Origin of the sequence: Lactiplantibacillus sp. DA1 (assembly GCF_032681335.1) — a bacterium.
Classification (GTDB): domain Bacteria; phylum Bacillota; class Bacilli; order Lactobacillales; family Lactobacillaceae; genus Lactiplantibacillus.
Genome location: NZ_JAWHTQ010000007.1, coordinates 156,738 through 173,195, shown reverse-complemented (window position 1 = coordinate 173,195; position 16,458 = coordinate 156,738). Strand labels below are relative to the sequence as shown.

11 protein-coding genes are annotated in these 16,458 nt (G+C 43.9%); 2 read left to right on the top strand and 9 right to left on the bottom strand.

What is annotated here, in order from left to right; all coding sequences use genetic code 11:
• Positions 1-22: 22 nt before the first annotated feature.
• Together RXV91_RS12265 and nhaC are read right to left on the bottom strand one after the other, a co-directional pair.
• Positions 23-937, bottom strand: a complete 915-nt coding sequence (locus RXV91_RS12265; protein WP_316440084.1) for an NADP-dependent oxidoreductase — start codon at positions 935-937, stop codon at positions 23-25.
• 206 nt (positions 938-1,143) lie between these two features.
• Entirely contained in the window at positions 1,144-2,544 is a 1,401-nt protein-coding gene (gene nhaC, locus RXV91_RS12260; RefSeq protein WP_316440083.1) for a Na+/H+ antiporter NhaC, read from the bottom strand.
• A gap of 545 nt (positions 2,545-3,089) precedes the next feature.
• Here nhaC and RXV91_RS12255 point away from each other — a divergent pair.
• Positions 3,090-4,763 carry an alpha-glucosidase gene (locus RXV91_RS12255; protein WP_316440082.1) on the top strand — a complete coding sequence of 558 codons (1,674 nt, stop codon included), beginning with the start codon at positions 3,090-3,092 and terminating at the stop codon, positions 4,761-4,763.
• A 193-nt stretch (positions 4,764-4,956) separates the two neighbouring features.
• Here the strand turns inward: RXV91_RS12255 and RXV91_RS12250 are convergent, their stop codons facing one another.
• A complete protein-coding gene (locus tag RXV91_RS12250; RefSeq protein ID WP_316440081.1) occupies positions 4,957-5,871 on the bottom strand; it encodes a LysR family transcriptional regulator in 915 nt (304 codons plus the stop codon).
• 951 nt (positions 5,872-6,822) lie between these two features.
• Here RXV91_RS12250 and RXV91_RS12245 point away from each other — a divergent pair.
• Positions 6,823-9,816, top strand: coding sequence for a SpaA isopeptide-forming pilin-related protein (locus tag RXV91_RS12245; protein ID WP_316440080.1), 2,994 nt, complete (start codon positions 6,823-6,825; stop codon positions 9,814-9,816).
• A gap of 66 nt (positions 9,817-9,882) precedes the next feature.
• Here the strand turns inward: RXV91_RS12245 and RXV91_RS12240 are convergent, their stop codons facing one another.
• The 6 genes from RXV91_RS12240 to RXV91_RS12215 form a co-directional block, all read right to left on the bottom strand.
• Positions 9,883-10,014, bottom strand: coding sequence for a hypothetical protein (locus RXV91_RS12240; protein ID WP_021730483.1), 132 nt, complete (start codon positions 10,012-10,014; stop codon positions 9,883-9,885).
• 92 nt (positions 10,015-10,106) lie between these two features.
• Positions 10,107-10,949 (bottom strand): helix-turn-helix transcriptional regulator, encoded by an 843-nt coding sequence (locus tag RXV91_RS12235; protein ID WP_316440079.1) that lies wholly within the window; start codon positions 10,947-10,949, stop codon positions 10,107-10,109.
• A gap of 187 nt (positions 10,950-11,136) precedes the next feature.
• On the bottom strand, positions 11,137-12,798 hold the full coding sequence (locus RXV91_RS12230; protein WP_316440078.1) for a peptide ABC transporter substrate-binding protein: 1,662 nt from the start codon (positions 12,796-12,798) through the stop codon (positions 11,137-11,139).
• A 221-nt stretch (positions 12,799-13,019) separates the two neighbouring features.
• Complete coding sequence (locus RXV91_RS12225; protein WP_316440077.1) at positions 13,020-14,681, bottom strand: peptide ABC transporter substrate-binding protein; 1,662 nt, start codon at positions 14,679-14,681, stop codon at positions 13,020-13,022.
• Positions 14,682-14,835: 154 nt separating this feature from the next.
• Entirely contained in the window at positions 14,836-15,279 is a 444-nt protein-coding gene (locus tag RXV91_RS12220; protein ID WP_316440076.1) for a GNAT family N-acetyltransferase, read from the bottom strand.
• Complete coding sequence (locus RXV91_RS12215) at positions 15,276-16,454, bottom strand: phosphoglycerate dehydrogenase (RefSeq protein ID WP_316440075.1); 1,179 nt, start codon at positions 16,452-16,454, stop codon at positions 15,276-15,278. The genes RXV91_RS12220 and RXV91_RS12215 overlap by 4 nt, the downstream gene beginning before the upstream one ends.
• Positions 16,455-16,458 lie beyond the last annotated feature (4 nt).

The window sequence follows — 16,458 nt, the reverse complement described above, 5'->3', positions numbered from 1 at the left end:
ATAACTTTTGAAAGCAGTTTTTTTAGCGCGCGACGACCACTTGACCCACGTGGGGCTCATCTAGTCGTTGGTGACCTTGAATGAAGCCCGTGAGGTTAAACGGTAGTTGTTCATCGAGCGTCGTGGTCAATTGGCCAGTGTCTAGCAACTTTAATAGTAATTGTAGGGCGGCCTGATCAGAGATCACTTCGGTCGGTTGGATAGCTTGGAAACGAATTGATTTACTGGTGGCTGGCAAATGACGGGCGAATGAAGCGATGGTCGCATCAAATTTGGCCATTGCTAAGTCATCTTTGCCGCCAACGCCATCGATAGCGACGTTGATCACGACATCACCGCGATCGGCTAACACGTGGACTGGATTTTGATGTTGATAGTCGACGAATTGATCAACACCGAGCGTCGCAATCAGACTGGCATAACGGTCACTAGCAATCGCGATAACGTGGGCACCTAATCGTTTGGCTAATTGAATAATCAACAGACCTACTGGACTACCGGCGCCCTTGACAATGACGGTCTGATCAGCTTGAACATCTGCAAAGTAACGCACTGCCTTGTAGGCGATGATACCTGGTGTAACTAGGCTGACAGCTGTAACCGGATCAAGGTCAGTTGGGACGGTCACCGCAAGATCACTATCCAGACAAACTTGTTCCGCGTAGGTATGATTAGTGTGAGCCGCCACGATGGTTCCAACGTCAAAGTCGGTGACAGCAGTGCCAACTTGAACGATACGCCCAACGACATCGTGACCCGGAATATTTGGTAGTGCGATGCTCTGGATGGTTCCCAGTCGTTCTAAACGGTCTTCCTCTGTTAAGTTAACAGCTAATGTATTGATCAATAGCTGATTGGCTGCTGGTAACAGTTGTGATTGTGCAAGTTCTTCAAATACGGTAGGTCCCCCAAATTTTTGATAGCCGTATGCAAGCATTGTAATCCCCCTCCTAGCGCGTCTAAGCTCGTTAGTTGATACAGTGTATGGAGGCTGTGCTTTATTAGAAAATAAAGCATGCAAGTATCAATTAATTAGCTGTTAGACTGATCTAAAACAAGCTCTTATCTAATTGTAGCGAGCAGTGGGGGCGAATCACAAGCAGTAGCAATTATATTCCGGGATTGGTTCGGTCACCGATTAAATTAAACGGCTTCGTTGGCTGGCCGATGTTTCAGACCCCACCCAGTGAAACCACTGATAATTGAGAATACCGGTGATAGTAAGCTGAAGAAACAAAATGGCAGGTAAGCTAAGGTTGAAACTCCGAGTGTATTAGCGGCAAAAGCCCCGGCAACGCCCCACGGAATCAAGTAGTTGATGACGGTCCCACCATCTTCCAGGACCCGGCTGAGGGCTAAGTTAGCTAAACCCCGCTGACTAAAGGTCGCTTTGAATGCTTTACCGGGTAAGATAACAGAAAGGTATTGTTCACCGACAAAGATATTGACGCCGATTCCCGCTAAAATCGCAGCCGTAACAGTTGCCCCGGCCCCTTTCAATCGCTTAGTTAGCGGCACCATCGCTGTCTGAATGAGATTGAATTTCATCAGTAATCCGCCTAACGATAGAGTTAATAGGATCAAGGAGACCGTGCTCATCATAGCACTGATACCACCACGTGAGAGCAAGGCATCCACGCCAGCGTTGCCAGTTTTAGCCACAAATCCGGTTTCAATCATCGTGGCGATCTTAGTTAAGGCGATGTGGGGTTGTTCGATGAAAATCATGACGATGGCCAGTCCGATATTCATTAATAAGGTTGCAATGGCCGGAATTTTGAGCAGGGCACAGGCAAACGTGACGACGAGTGGTAAAGCTGCCCACCAGCTGATGGCAAAGTTACTGTTGAGGACGGTTAACGTCGTTTGAATCTTACCCAAATGGCTTTGCGTTGCAGCTCCGGCTCCCAAAACGGCATACAGTGCAAGTGATACGACGAAGGCTGGAATTGTGGACCACATTAGATTGCGAATGTGGTCGAATAGATCAGCTTCGGCGATAGCAGCGGCAAGATTAGTTGAGTCTGATAATGGGGAAGTCTTATCCCCAAAAATGGCACCTGAGATGATAGCGCCAGCAATCAAAGCTGGGTTGATGCCCATTGTAGTGCCAATTCCGAAGAGGGCAATTCCGATGGTTGAAATGATCGTGAAGGCACTCCCAATTGAAGTCCCGATAATCGCACAAACGAGGAAAACAGATGGCACGAACCACTGTGCGGAAATTAGGTGAAACCCGAAGACCATCATTGAGGGAATGATGCCGGCTGCAATCCAAACACTGATGAGTGCACCGATAAGTAGAAAAATAAAAATAGGAATAATCCCAGTTTTAATGCCATCGATGATGCCACCGTGAATGTCATCCCAGTGGGCACCGCGAATGCGAGCCCATAAAATGATGAGGGCGATAACGAGAATAACGGGGGTCTGTGGTGACAGGCCGAACTTAATAACGCCAAGTCCCATAATTGCAAGCATAATGAGTAAAACGAGTAGGGCTTCTGGTAACTGAACTGAACGCCATTTTTTTGAATTAGGCATAATCATTAACTCCTTTGAGGTCGTTAAACCAGCAGTGAATAGCCCGACACGGACTGCTTCAGCAGCGGTTGTACGCCGATAATAGTGGGTGAATATAAAAAATCGTCCCTGTTGCATTATTATGCAACAGGGACGATTGATTAGACCGTGGTACCACCCAGCTTGAGCCACAATATGACTCCACTCACTAGCAGTTAACGGCTCTAGTTGTTATCCGCCGGGCGTACCCGGACCTCTCCTACCGTATTTCATCGAGATTAACCTGATCGGTTCGCAGCACCCACCGACTTCCTGACGCACAGTTAATTCGCTACTTGAAAGTAAGATTATCGTTCGTTATTTGAATATAAGCGATAATAGCATGGCGTTCTTGATTCGTCAACTAAGATATGACTAGAAACATGTTAGGCTAACAAATAAATAGCGATTAGTGGGTACGCTCAAATGACCGACAATGGTAGAATGGTTAGTGTTGTAAGCGGTACCTTTAATGGTCAACCGTGACAAGTTTTTTAAAGCAAACTTTTTTAGGGGGATAATCATATATGGCTAATCAATGGTGGCAGTCGGCAGTTGTTTATCAAGTTTATCCACGGTCATTTCAGGATTCAAATGGTGATGGAATCGGTGACTTGCCAGGAATTACACAACGGTTAGATTATATTAAACAGCTCGGCGCGGATGTGATTTGGCTCAACCCAATTTATCGTTCACCCGGTGTCGATAATGGCTATGATATTAGTGATTATTACGATATTAATCCAGAATTCGGGACGATGGCTGATTTTGATCAATTATTAACAACGGCCCATGCGAAAGGGTTAAAAATCATGATGGACATTGTTGTCAACCATTCATCTGATCAAAATAAGTGGTTTACGACGAGTGCGCAAAGTAAGGATAATCCGTACGCGGACTATTATATTTGGCGTGATCCTGTTGATGGGCATGAACCTAACAACTGGGGTGGTTTTTTCGGTGGCTCTGCTTGGAAATATGTTGCCAGCCGTGATCAGTATTACTTACATTCATTTGCGGTCGAACAGCCAGATTTGAACTGGGATAATCCGCAACTACGGCAAGCAGTCTATGACATGATGAATTTCTGGGTCAATAAGGGCGTGGACGGTTTCCGCTTGGATGTCATTAACTTGATTTCCAAGCCTGATAGCTTTGCAGACGGGCAACCAGAAGCTGGGGAACCATACGCGGCAATCGGTGGAATTATTGCCAATGGTCCACATCTCCATGAATACTTACAAGAAATGAATCAGCAAGTGTTTGCAGGCCATCAACTGATGACGGTCGGCGAAACACCTGGGGCTACGGTTACCGATGCAAGACAGTTAGCAAGTCTACAAGGTCAGGAGCTAGACATGGTGTTTGAATTCGAGCACATGGGTTTAGATAGTAATCCAGATCCGGCCTTGGGTAAATGGAATGATCAACCTGTTCGTCTAGTTAAGTTAAAGCAGAGTCTGTCTAAGTGGCAAACTGGCTTGCAAGGTGTTGCTTGGAACAGCCTCTACTGGAATAATCATGACCAACCGCGAATTGTGTCACGATTCGGGGATGAACGGCCAGCTTATCGGGAACGTTCAGCCAAAATGCTAGCGACCCTATTGCACTTTCTTCAAGGGACACCCTACATCTATGAAGGTGAGGAGCTAGGCATGACGAATGCCCACTTTACCAAGTTAACCGACTATCAAGACTTGGAATCACTGAATGCGTATCATCACTTTGTTGATGACGAACAGGTCGTTCATCCTGAACAGATGTTAGGTTATCTCGCCCATATGTCGCGGGATAATGCGCGTACACCGATGCAGTGGGATGATAGTCAGAATGCTGGGTTTTCAACGGCAACACCGTGGCTAGCGGTTAATGCCAATTATCCGCGGATCAACGCGCAACTCGCGCAACGAACGCCCGGTTCAGTTCTGAGCTATTATCAGCGGCTGATTAAGCTCCGGCACCATTTACCAGTCATAACGACGGGAACTTATCACCTATTATCACCTGATGATGCGGCCGTTTATGCCTATGTGCGGCATATGGGGACGCAGCACCTACTAGTGATTTGTAACTTTACTGCGGCAACCCAGACGCGACACTTTGCAGAATTACCCGCTGATGCGCATCTGTTGATCAGTAACTACGATGAAGATCATCAAGACGTATTACGAGCGTACGAAGCGAAAGTTTACCAGTTTTAAGTCACAATTAGCTTCGCTGCTGGAGTCGTGAATGTAATTTTTAATGGCGGTTGTGTGATTACGAGCGCGAGTTGGCCGTATGAATTTAATCGTGATGACTTAACCAAAAATGCGCCCCGATAAAAATACCCAACCTATCATTCTAGATAAGTTGGGTATTTTTATTGGAGCGCATGTGTGATTAAGTTAGTGGTTAAGATTTTTGTTCGGCATTGTCAGCCGCAAATGTTTTTTCAATAATGTCGATAACCTGTTTGACCAGGCCAATTGGAAATTGGTGGGCCCGACGAATCAAGTTGATGTGCACGCTAGGGACCTGAACGTCGTCGAACGGAATCTCAACGAGATCATCTTCTTCACCATCGTTGGGAGTTGTGATGTCTGAAATGAAGCCTAGCGCCAGGTTCTCCTTAACTAATCCCTTGATCAAGGTGCTACTATCAGATTCGAAGAGAACTTGGGGTTCAATCGAAAGTTGTTCAGCAAGTTGCCGGAAGACCAGTTTATTTAAGTAAGTTGCATTAAGTAGTACAAAAGGCGATTTTAGCGCTTCTGCAAAAGTCGGGTGTTCAGCCTTTGCTAAGGGATGCTCAGGATTAGCAAGAATACGGAATTTAAAGGGCCGTAATGGTGTTACTGCTAGCCGTTCATCCAATGTCTGATCTAAGTTGCCGCTGATGGCTAAGTCAAGTTGGCCGGCTAAAACCTGTTTGACAAGTTGGTTAGCCCCCATTTCAACAGTGTGGACACTGCTGAGAAGATCTTGTTCGATGATCGGCTTGGTTAATGCTGGTAAATAGTGCTCGCTGACAGAGGGTTCGATACCAAACCGCAGCGTGTGTTGACGCAAGTGACTGATTGATTCGTTGACGTGTTGCCAGTTATTGATAATATCATTTGCTGCAAGCAATAATTGCTGCCCACTAGGCGTTAACACTAGGGCCTTGGTCTTTGCTTGGCGAAAGAACAATGTCACTTGAAAATGGCGTTCTAGTCGTTTAATTGCTTGGGAGATTGTGGGTTGGCTAACGTGAAAATCAGCAGCCGTTTGCGTATAACTCTGAGTACTGATTAAGCGTTGGAAGTAATACAAGTCTTTAATGTTCATGAAAAATGTAGCCTCCATAAAATATTAATGTTGGTTGCGCAATTAATAGTCGCAGGTAAGCAGGCTCCGACTGATTGATTAAAGTTGGTTATTATACGTCATGTTAATGATACCATTGTTATAACGAATAGTGTCAGGATAATTCGCAAAATTAATTCGCGAAATAGTTAATGTGCTTAAACTATAATGATTATTAATAAGAAAATTAGTTCGAATCGGTGCAGATATGGTGTTGCTGGTAAATTAGGTTTTAAGTCATTATATAATTTTATCAGTTAAGGGGCTGCCACATCATTTTAATTATCACTACGAGTCGGTTGCTTGATTAACCACCAGAAAAGAGTCGCACTGCTTAGTTGAAAATAAAGATTAAAGTGTTAAAGCGATAAGTAAATATTATCCAGTTTGAGGGGCCTGTAAGTTAACGTAAACTATTAGTAATAAGGGTATAAAAAATACTTATCAGTTAAGGTACTGTTATATATCGGATGATAAATCAAAAAACAATCTATGCGCTGCCGGTAATACTAAAATGCCCCACTTCCTGAGATGATTAGTTGAAAAGCAACTAAAGCAGTTAATGGGTTTAAATTATAAATGAAACGAATGGCATCATTTTTACTGATCATAATTATTTCGATATATATTAATTAACGGCTATCAGGATTTCATTAAAGTTAGCGGAAAATAGCTTTTACATAAAATATTATAATACTAATTACGATATGTGTCTTTTGAATGCTGATATATCAGTAAATTAATTAAGCGTACATAAATAAAAATAATATAGACGTAAACAGCTTTTTTGAGATAAATATTACTAGTGTGCAACTGTCATCAGTGAGCGATAAGTTTGCCCAAAAATGTATTCAAATTTGAAAAATGAAGTTTATAATTAAGGTGTGTAATCGGTTTAAAAGTTTCAACTTATATAAGGAAGGGGGGAATATAATGCGATTAATCGATTTCAAGACTTGGATAATGGGGACGGCCGCCATGTTGACGTTGGTTGTAACAAACCAAACGGCGAATGCGGCAGATACGTCTACCGTAACTACTACTGAAACAACTCAAACTTCTGGTTCGAGTACCCTTGCTAATCACGTGGTGTTGCGACAAACTACGAGCAGTAGCAGTAGCAGTAGCAGTAGCAGTAGCAGTAGCAGTAGTGTGAAAGAGTCGGCAACTGATGCTGTAACGGAAACGGCGACTAGCAAAGCAGTCACAGCGTCTGAGTCATCAGCCCAAACATCAACCACCACGGCGACTAGTCAAACGACTTCGGTTATGACAGCTACCCCAGCAACAACGGACAGTACTGATACGACAGCAACGTCCCGGGTAGCAGCTAACAACCAAGTAGCCAAACAAGTGGCTAGTGTGGAGGCAAACAACGAGCAAGCAACGACGCAGAATCAGCAACAAGCGACCAATATGTACAGTGGCGTTGTGACCAGCCAAAAAGATTCGGCCGCAACGTCAACTACTATGGATCAAACAACTGCGTTTGTAGCGAAGCTTTCCAAGCTGAGTCGGGTAAGTCTTCGCAGTTTAGTGCAACAGGCAACGGTTGCGGTTCAGGGGCTCGATGCCATCGACGCAACGGTGACTGATGATAACGGTGTCACGTATAGCGCTACGGATGTATTGAGTTTGTATGCGAACTATATCGCAAAGTATCATTGGTCGATAGCCGATGGCGTTAAGGTGACCGCTGGCAGTACGGCAACGGTGACTTTGCCTGAAAATGTCGTCTTTACCAATGGTACTCAGCATATTGATGTCCAAAAATCAGATGGAACGGTCGTCGGAACTTTTACGGCCGAAACAGGTAGCCAATCTGGAAGACTAACTTTTAATGATTATTTTGCAACTAGCGATAGTTATAATCGTCAAGGAGACTTAACGTTTTATGTCACTGGGACTAGCGCAACCACTGGAAGTAGTACGACTGGAATTAATAAGGTCGGCTGGGCCGACAGTAATAGTTTAGATGCCGATGGTAATCCCACCAAAATGATCTGGCAAGTTGTCGCGAACATTAACAGTGCGAAGTGGCGGCAAGTTGCAATTATTGATCAGCTAGGTCTTTATCAAACGCACGAAGGTACCATGACGTTGGAAACTGGTCATTATACTGATGGCGCTTTTGTTAAAGACGCGGCACTGGGGACTTATGATTTTACGACTCAGCTGTTTACCTACGCTGATGGGGTATCAACACCACAAGTAACCGTGACGGTTGTAGGTCAGCAGATGACAATTAATATTGATCAATTAGATACAGCGGTCAATATGTTTTATGAAGTTGGCCTGACAGCAGGACACACGTACACCAATAATGCGGGTGTAACGTATGCACTTGTCACCGGAGATGCCACTGATCCTAATGAGGGCAGCTCAACTGGCGAATTAAAGAGTGAGCAATCGAACGCAGCCGTTAGATTTGGTGGTTCCGGAACCGCTAGCGATGACATTCAGAGTTACAGTTTGGTCGTTAATAAAACTGATGGTGACGGCCGGTCAGTTGCTGGTGCCACTTATCAGTTAGAGGATGGCACGGGTACAGTACTTCGGACCGATTTGGTGACTGATTCAGCTGGACAGTTACGCATTGGTAACTTGTCGGCTGGGACCTACATGCTAGTTGAGACGGCGGCTCCGAGTGGCTACCAGATCGACACGACCAAGCACGTCTTCACGGTATCGGCAGCGCAAGCAACGGCTAACGTGGTCACAGGTAGTGTGGTTGACCAACGAATTGCTAAGACGACACTGACTGTTAACAAAGTTTGGGCTGACGTGCCAGCTGGTGTGCAAACACCGAGCATCGAAGTGACGTTGCAACGCAATGGTCAAGCTTATCAGACCTTGCAATTGACGTCAGCAAGTGGCTACACAGGCACTTTTAGCGATTTGGATGTGACGGATGTTGATGGCAACGCGTACACTTATACGGTGACTGAAACGGCCATGGCTGGCTATATCAGTAGTCAAACAACTAATGATGAGACGGTGACGTTAACGAATACGTACCAAACCGGAAAATTGACGGTGGTCAAGACAGATTCGAGTGGCGCCAATCGGTTGGCCGGTGCGGTTTTTGCCGTGAAAAATGCTGCTGAAACGCTGGTTACTCAGTTGACAACGGATGCGACTGGTCAAGTACAGCTTACAGGTCTAGCGCAAGGAACTTATACGGTTAGCGAAATTCAAGCGCCGGATGGTTACTTGATCAATACGCAGGCGCAAGTGATCGTGTTGAATGAGCAGAGCGCTTATCAAGGTCAATTAATTTTTGCCGACGAGGCCGAACCAAGTGAACCAAGTGAACCAAGTGAACCAAGTGAACCAAGTGAACCAAGTGAACCAAGTGAACCAAGTGAACCAGGTAAACCGAGTGAACCAAGTGAGCCGAGTGAACCAAGTGAACCGAGCGAACCAAGTGAACCGAGCGAACCAAGTGAACCGAGTGAACCAAGTAAGCCGAGCGAGCCAGGCAAGCCAAGCGAACCGAGTGAGCCGAGCGAACCAAGCGAACCAAGCGAACCAAGTGAACCAAGTGAACCAAGTAAGCCAAGTGAACCGAGTGAACTAAGTGAACCGAGTGAACCAAGCGAACCAAGCGAGCCAAGTAAGCCAAGTGAACCGGCGCTACCGGGCCATACTGACAAGGACACGGATTTAGATCAGATTGGTACAACGAAGCCTGAGACGGCTAAGTTAGCTGAGCAATCTAATCTAGTCGTCATGACCCAACCAACGAAATCGTTAGGACGGCTAACGCAATTAGTAGCAACTTCTAAACCAGTTGCTAAAGCAACTAATCGAAAGGCGGTACAACAATTGCCACAGACTAGTGAACAATCAATGAATTGGCTGATGATTTTAGGCTGGTTCTTGCTAGGATTAACAGTTGTTATTCGTCAACGACGTTTTAATTAAACAAAAAGGCTACTGGAGTTTGGTTTCCAGTAGCCTTTATTTATGTCATTGATAAGTGTCGCTACCTTATCGACGATTTTGAGATGTTCGTTGGTCATGCTTGATTCTGACTGGTTGAGCAGCAGGCACTCGGTTGCCAACAACGACGCCGGCAACCGCAGCTAATCCGGCTGCAGCTAATAATCCTGCTAATAACATGGGCAAGACCTCCTCAATAGTTGTAAGAACTCGTCTTTGAATACTTGCAGTTTAGGCGACTTATTAACAAAATGCAATTATTTCACCATAAATTAGTGAGAATTTGAATAACTTGAAATATTCTTAAGTAATTGCCGGTTATTGTTCATTCTGGCAAGGGCAGCTGCATCATTTAAATACTCGTGAATTTCAGTGGGCTCTTCGGTTAGCTGGGCTTGTAAGAATTTAATGCGGGCCGCATAGTAAGTTACGTGGAAGCGAGCACAAATTTCGATCCCGTAGTTAAGTAGTTGAAGACTGCGAGGCGTGTCACCAATATTGGCATAAAAAGCGCCGGCGTAATAAGCCAGATTGATTACACGCCAGACACTAGCAGTCGTTTCTAGTGGTAAGTTTGGCAAGGCGTGCCGAACTTTTTCGAAGTAATATTGGGCCTTATCGTTATCTTTATTCTGTTGATAGGCAATCCCGATGCCACAATAGGCTAATTGTGTATAGATTGTAATGTGGGCTTCATCTAAATCGGTAATGATTTGGTCAAAATTAAAAATGACATCACTAATTGGATGGCAATTAAGTGCCGCAACGTAACCTTTTAAGTAGCAATATTGTAATTTTGTTTCACGGTCGTGCCGCGGCATATCTGCTACTTTTTCAAGTTGGACTTCAGCATCTTGATACTCTGTCGTAATCAGATCGAATTCAACTTGTTCCAAGACTTTTAAAACGGCCGCATCGGCCACGCGTTCAGTAGGAAAGACATCTTCTAATTGTAAGTTTAGTCGCTGACAAAGCTGAGCAACAATTCGTATCGCGGGAGCCTTGCCGTTGTTTTCAAACTTGCTTAGTGTCGCCTGAGTACAAATGCCGTCTGCAAGGGCTTTTTGGGAAAGTCCGAGGGCTTTGCGACGGGCAATGAAAAGCTCAATATTCATGCCGTCACGCTTCCTTTACATATTTAAGTCATATTTGAAACTGCTTTCATTTAACTTAATTAAAAACTTTTTATATAATTTTGTCAATATTTAAACATAATTTTCGATATTCTAAAATTATATGCTAATCATATAAAAAACGCTCGCTAGCAACGTCTAGTGAGCGTTTATGAGTTATAATGACACCTTATTTAGCCATGTAAGCATTTTTGAAATTGTAGTTAGTACCAGAAGTATTGTAAATCAGGCCTTTTAGCTTAGGATTGACCATTTGTGCAATTGTTGCTTGAGTTAATGGCGCAACACCTTCATCAGTACCGATTATTTTTTCGGCTTTACCTAATGCAGTCCAACGTACCGTTTGGTTAGTAGCTTGTTCAGCCTGTTTGACGGCCGCATCATAGTCGGTGTTTTTCCACTTGCCGAAATTGTAATCATTTGTTGAGGTGAGAATGCCGAGATCAGAAATAGGATCGGCAAAGTCAGCTTGCCAGCCAGAGATGGCTAGTTGAAAATCACCGGAAGTTTCACGGGCTAGTCGGTTTTTAAATGGCAAGGTCACATCAGTGATTTTTAAGCCAGGAAGTTCCTTTTCTAGCTGCCCTTGAACATATTCGGCAATTTCTTTAGTTTGATCAATATTATCATGTGTCAGTGTTAAGGTTAACGATTTTTTGCCAACTTCTTTTAGTCCTTCAGTCCATAATTGCTTGGCTTTAGCGTTATTCTGAGCAACTGCTTCAGTAACAGTGTTTTCAGTTGCAAAGTCCTCATTAGTAGCTGGATCAGTGGCGAGACCAGTAGTAACGAATCCCTTTGGTACTGCTGAACCATCGGCTAATACATTCGAGACGAGTTGGTGTCGGTCAATAGTCAAAGACATGGCTTGCCGTAACTTAGCATTGGCTAGCGCGGGAACCTTTTTCTGATTAAATTCCAAATAGTTTAGTCTGGATGTTTTGCGGAGCACTAACTTAGGATTGTTCTTCTCATTTTTAACTTGTTCACCACTTAACGTTGCCATATCGAGTTTATTGCTTTGGAACAAGTTGAAGCCAGTCGTGGTTGATTTAACGACTTGGTCATTGATCTTTTCTAAGTAAACGTGTTGCTTGTCCCAATATTTAGGATTGCGGTTTAAAGTCCAAGTCGTATTTGTTCCTTTCCATCCCTGCATGGTGAAGGGACCGTCATAGACCATCTTGGTGGCAGTTGTGCCGTAGCCCTTGCCATATTTCTGAACAGCGTGTTGGTTTTGTGGGAAGAAGATCGCGAAGCCCATTAGCAGTTTGAAGTAGGCTAGTGGTTTATCAAGCGTCACGGTCAGCTTATATTTGCTATCGGCTTTGATACCTAAACTAGCCACTTTGGCTTTGCCATTAGTGATTTGGTCAGCATTTTTGATACCGGAATAAAGATAGGCATATTGGGACGCGGTTTTTGGATTGATGGTTCGCCGCCAGCTGTAGACAAAGTCTTGCGCAGTTACGGGATCGCCATTACTCCACTTGGCGTTTTTTCGGAGTGTAAAGGTATAGGTTTTCTTATCCTTAGAAATGACCGTGTGTGTTGCAATTCCCGGTGTAATCTTATTGTTGGCACCGATGCGGTATAGTCCTTCCATCGTGTTGTTGATCATATTGGCACTAATGGAATCGGTGACTAGTGATGTATCTAGAGTTGTTAACTCGGAACCATTTTCGGACCAATTCAAGACTTGTTTTTGTGCCATCCCCGTGTGTAAGTTGCCAGCATTATCTGTTTTAGTCTGACTTTGACTACAGGCCGCTAGTAAAAGCCCAGTTGTTGCCGCAGTAGTCGCAGTTGTCAATATTACTTTCCATTTCATATTAAAACTTCCCCCCAACTTGAATGGTCACGAGGATACATTAAAATAAGGTTAAAATCAAAGATTGAATTCTAATAATTAAGGTAATTAACAGCAACTAGTTTGGAAAATAGTCAAAAAAGGTATCGTAACTATTGCTACGATACCTTTACATTGTTAAATTAATTTAATGATATATTTGGCTAACCGACATAATGTGCAAGTTGCTTATACGATAGCACTTATTTGGCCATATAGGCACTCTTAAAGTTATAGTTGATGCCGGCTGTATTGTAAACAAGTCCTTTCAATTTGGGGTTAACCATCTGAGCAATGACATTTTGTGAAAGTGGTGCAACACCTTGGTCAGTTCCCAATGTTTCAGCGGCAGTGGCTAGTGCTTGCCAACGTTTGGTTGTGCTAGTCGTGCTATTGGCCGTATCAATTGCTTGATCATAAGTCTTATTGGTCCACTTGCCAAAGTTGTAGTCGTTAGTTGACGTCATGATACCGAGATCGGAAATTGGATCGGCAAAATCAGCTTGCCATGCGGAGATGACCAATTGGAAGTTACCAGCAATTTCTCGAGAAATTCTTGTTTTGTATGGTACCGTGACACTTTGAACTTTCAGTCCGGGGAGCTCTTTTTCTAGTTGCCCCTGAACGTATTCGGCAAGAGCCTTCATCTGGTCAGTATCGTCATGCGTCAAGGTCAAAGTAACCGATTTTTTGCCGGTTTCTTTCAAGCCTTGTTGCCAAAGCTTTTTAGCTTTAGCAGTATCTTGGGTCACCGAGGATTTGACCGTGTTTTCAGTTGCGAAATCTTTACCAGTAGTGGGATCAGTTGCTAGACCAGTTGTGACAAAACCTTTAGGTGTAACTGAACCGTCACCTAGAACATCATTGACTAATTGTTTACGGTTGAGCGTCAACGACATTGCTTGACGAATCTTTTTATTAGCAAGTAACTTAACTTTCTTTTGGTTGAATTCCAAATAATTCAAACGGGAAGATTTACGGATAACTAACTTAGAATTATTTTTTTCATTTTTAACTTGTTGTCCAGAGAGGGTTGCCATATCAAGTTTGTTGCTTTGGAAAAGATTGAAAGCAGTTGTAGTTGATTTGACAACTTGATCGTTAATTTTGGTTAAGTAAACGTGTTTTTTATCCCAATAATTAGTATTACGCTTAAGCGCCCAAGTTGAGTTGGTACCCTTCCAACCGGTCATCTTGAACGGACCATCGTAGACCATTTTGCTAGAACTAGTCCCGTAATCCTTCCCGTATTTTTCAACGGCATGTTGGTTTTGCGGGAAGAATACGACGAAGCCCATTAATAATTTAAAGTATTGCATTGGTTTATCAAGCGTTACGGTTAACTTATACTTACCATCGGCCTTGATACCTAACGTACTAGCCTTAGCCTTACCACTGACAATCTTATCAGCATTTTTAATGCCGGAATACAAGTAGGCGTACTGCGAGGCAGTTTTAGGATTGACAGTTCGCCGCCAACCATAGACGAAATCTTTAGCGGTCACTTGGTCGCCGTTACTCCACTTAGCATTTTTGCGTAGCGTAAATGTGTAAGTTTTTTTATCACTAGAAACAGTGGTCTTGGTGGCAATTCCAGGTGTGACCTTACTATTCTTCCCTAAACGGTATAACCCTTCTTGGGAGTTGCTGATCATGGTACCACTAATCACGTCGGTTGCCAGAGATGGGTCCAAGGTAGTTAAGTCCTGGCCGTTTTCTGACCAATTGAGAACTTGAGTCTTGGCCATCTTGGCCGTAGTGTTGCCGGCGTTACTCGTACTAGATGAAGATTGCCCGCAACCCACTAATAAGACCCCAGTGGTTGCGGTTACTGCTGCGATTGTTGCAAATGATTTCCATTGCATATAATATGTACCCCCTACTTCAAATGATTATGATATACAAATGAGAATACATTAAAATTATATTAAATACAACATTATTTTTTAATCATTAAAATTATTAAGTGAAAAAAGCTATCACCAACTATAGGGAGTTGTGATAGCTTAATTAACCAAACTAACGTTGCCATTGCATAGTATATTCCGGCTGATTAGTGGCTTGGTCAATGGTCTGATTGAGAACGCGGAAGCCACTGTGGCGATAAAATGCGACGGCTTGGCGATTAGCAATGTAAACGTTCAGCCGCAAGCATTGATGGTTGTTTTTAACCAGTGTTAACAACGCCGTGCCAATGCCCTGATGCTGGGCATCCTTGCGAATGAAAAGGCCTGCAATGTAATCAGCTTGTAAGCCAATGAAACCAAGAATACGACCATCGGAATCATCAGTCAGTCCGATAATGATTTCAGCTTCTTGTAAGGCCGCCCGAACGAACGGGGCTTGTTTGCGCCAGTAATCAGCGTGCACAAAGGGGTGGGCCGTTAGATTACCTGATAACCAGATCGACATGAGTTGGTCGAGTTGTTGGGGCGTTAAATGAGTTAAGTGTTCAGACTTCATAAATTCACACTTTGTTTTAACAGGCGTACGCGAATAACTGCTGGAATTTTGTTCAATTCAGTAATTAGATCGGTTTGCGACAGCTGCTGAAGGTCATCCACATCGATAATGGTATAAGCAGTCTGGTTCTTAGCGGCGTTAGCCATAGTGGCGATGTTGAGATTTGCTGTTGCTAATTTGGCTGTAATTTGACTTACCATGTTAGGTACATTTTGATGAATGATCGTAAAGCGGTAAGCGGCGTTAAACGGCACGTTTAAATCGGGTAAATTGATGGCGGCGTGAACGTTGCCAGTTTCTAAGTAGGTCATGATTGTGTGGGCTGCTTGGGTAGCGCCGTTGATTTCAGCCTCGATGGTCGATCCGCCGATGTGGGGCGTGACGGTTACAGCTGGGTGCTCGGCAAGCTGTGTTTCACCAAAGTCCGTGTAGTAGTGGGCAACTTGCTTCGTGGTTAGAGCACTAATAACAGCCGTATTGTCGACGATACCAAGTCGTGAATAATTAAATAATTGTACGCCTGCACGCATGGCAGTTAACGCCTTTTCATCAATGAGGTGGTGTGTGTCAGCATTCTTAGGGACGTGAACTGTTACAAAATCAGCATTTTTGACCGCATCTGGTAACGTTGCAGCGCGCTGAACTTGCTTCGCAATATTCCAAGCGGCATCCGCTGATAGATAGGGGTCGTAGCCAATTACATTCATGCCTAGATTCAGTGCCGCATTGGCAACTAAGGACCCAACGTGGCCTAATCCAATAACGGCTAGGGTTTTACCTGTTAATTCGATGCCGTTAAATTGAGTTTTGTCGTGTTCGGTTCGTTGGGAAATATCAGCTTCGGCATGCTGAGCCGAATAAGTTGTTGCAGCTAATAAGTTACGCGATGCCATGATGAGTAGTCCAATAATGAGTTCCTTAACGGCGTTAGCATTACTGCCCGGGGTATTAAAAACAGCGGTGCCGTTAGCAGTTGCCTGTTTAATCGGAATATTGTTAACTCCGGCGCCAGCGCGGACAATTACCTTGAGCGACGCGGGTAATAATTCATCATGAAGGTTGACCGAGCGAATTAGGTAGGCGTCAGGATGTTCAGATTGATTAAGGGCGTAGTCAGTGGTAAAAGTATTCAGTCCGACCGGAGCAATAGCATTATATGTTTTAATTTGATACATTCGT